The organism is Arthrobacter sp. TB 26, assembly GCF_000427315.1.
In the GTDB taxonomy this organism is placed as follows: domain Bacteria; phylum Actinomycetota; class Actinomycetes; order Actinomycetales; family Micrococcaceae; genus Arthrobacter.
In genome coordinates this window covers 1-2109 of sequence record NZ_AUPJ01000449.1, presented here as the reverse complement: position 1 = coordinate 2109, position 2109 = coordinate 1, and the positions used below count along the sequence as shown (strand labels likewise).

The following is a 2109-nucleotide window of genomic DNA, read 5'->3' as shown; positions in this document are numbered from 1 at the left end:
CCCGGTCGGGGCAGGAGCCGCGCCGGTCGAAGCGCCGGTCGAAGCACCGGGTGTGGCGCTGGGATCGCTCTTGATGACCGCCATGATCTGCACCTTGAACGCGTCCAGGCGCCCCTGGATTTCCGAGAGCGGCACATTCTGCAGATTCCGGCCGTATTCCGCGATCTGCTGCCAGAGTTCGTTGAGCCGGGCCATGCCGTCGGCGCTCAGCGGCCCGTCCAGGGTGAGGACCAGCTGGCTTGCCAGGGCGTAGGTCAGGCACCGGACGCAGTTGTAGTTCGCGGCGGCGGAGAGGTTCTCCGGGACGATCACATCGGTCTGGCCCACGATCAGCACCACCTGGAAGCCCACCGCGACGGCGGCACAGTCAGCGCAGCTGGCGAACGCATAGGCCTCGTTGCGGGTGGTCACGTCCGCGCCGTCGTCGGCCCAGACCAGCGCGAAAGCGACGTCGTAGACCACGGAACCGTCCGTCGTGTTGACGGCGAGCGGCTGGTTGCCATCCTCCTCCGGCGCGGCCGGCTGGTCGAAGGGGAACACCCACGCGGGTGCCGCCGTCGTCCCGGCCGAAGCGGCCGTCGCGGCATCACGGGGCACCAGGACCATGCTGAGCTGCGGATCCTCCCGGGTGGGCTTCTCCTTGCCGGCGGGCCAGAGCGCGACGGTCCGGCCGGCCTGGCCTTCCCTCATGCCGGCGGTGGAAGAAGCCGGGAAGATCGCGGTGGTGGCGTCGGCCAGGGTGCCACGCTCATAGGGCTGGACCGGGCGGTAGCTCTCGGCGCCGGGCCACCAGGCCCAGGCCAGACCAGTCACCATTGCCACGATCGCGGCGAGGGCCGTGCCGCGCTGGAGTGCCTTGCCGCGGGTCCTCTGCCAGAGGGCGGTGATGAGCTGCCGTCCCAGACGGAAGAGGATGTAGAAGACGCCGAGGACGGGAAGCGCGACGGCGGCGATCGCCAAGATCCGCACTGCGGCGTCGACCATGTCCCCGCCGTCGACACTGTGGTTGAACATGGCGTACTGCTTCTGCCCGCTGTCCCATGCGGTTCCGAGGAGCCGCGGCAGGGACAGCACCATCATGACCAGACTGAAGACCAGCAGCGGAACGGTGATGAGCACCCAGGCTGTCACCACGGCGCGCGCCCACGGCTTGAGGACCTGCGCCTCCGGGTCTTTCGGGCGCCACGGCAGGAGGCTCAGCAGGGTGGGCCTGATCCGCTGGAACAGGTCAGGAACCCCGGTGGCGTCGGCGAGGATGTGGTACCCGTCAAAGCGGACCAGCGGCATCAGCTGCCGGACCATCTGCAGCACCTGCGTCACGACGACAAGCAGCAGCGCATCGAATCCGGTGGCCCACCAGATGCCCATGATGGCCACGGCGACGATCGCGTTGAAGTAGAGACCGCCAAGGTCGGTCCGGATGCGGCCGGCGCGGCCCAGCCGGTACGAATCGGTGACGTCGGTGAAGAACGCGGGCCAGATCAGGTAGAGGCCGGTGCCCATCGCGCCCGGCGTTGCTCCGCCGCGGCGTGCGGCCGCCGCGTGCCCGAATTCGTGGAATCCGGCCGACACCACGGTCACGGCGAGGATCAGCAGCACCAGGCCCGGGTTGGCGAAGGCCTCGTGCGTGGCCGAAGCCAGGCCCTTGACCATCAGCACCCACCAGCAGCTGGCGAGGAAGGCCGCGGTCACGAGGACCACGATCAGCGGGTTGAAGAGCGCGGCGAAGGGTGCCGTGATCCGGCGGGTGCGCTCCGGGTCGGTGACGGTGTAGCGGAACTTCATCCCGAGCAGCGGATCGGCCTTGCGGACCTCGGGCTGCGAGCCGTCGGCCAGCTGCAGCAGTCCCAAGGGCAGCAGCTGTGAGTCGATCAGCGTCCGGACGTTGTCGGCGCTGACCAGCCGGCCGAACCCGGCGCTGGCGTGGCCGGCGATGTCCTCGGCGCCGCGGGTGCCGTCAATTGCCTCAAGGACCAGATACAACAGCCGGGTGAGCTGCAGCGTCTGGCCGTCGGCGCGGCGGACCAGCGAGGGTGCCTCGCGGTACCCGGAGCCCTTGGTCTCGCCGAGCAGCTGGACCCCGTCGGCCCGGACCGGAACCTGCAGCGT

General features: G+C 69.7%; 1 protein-coding gene. It reads right to left on the bottom strand.

What is annotated here, in order from left to right:
• Positions 1-2109, bottom strand: a 2109-nt coding sequence (locus K789_RS0117260; protein ID WP_024367852.1) for a hypothetical protein, incomplete at both ends; no start/stop codon positions are given.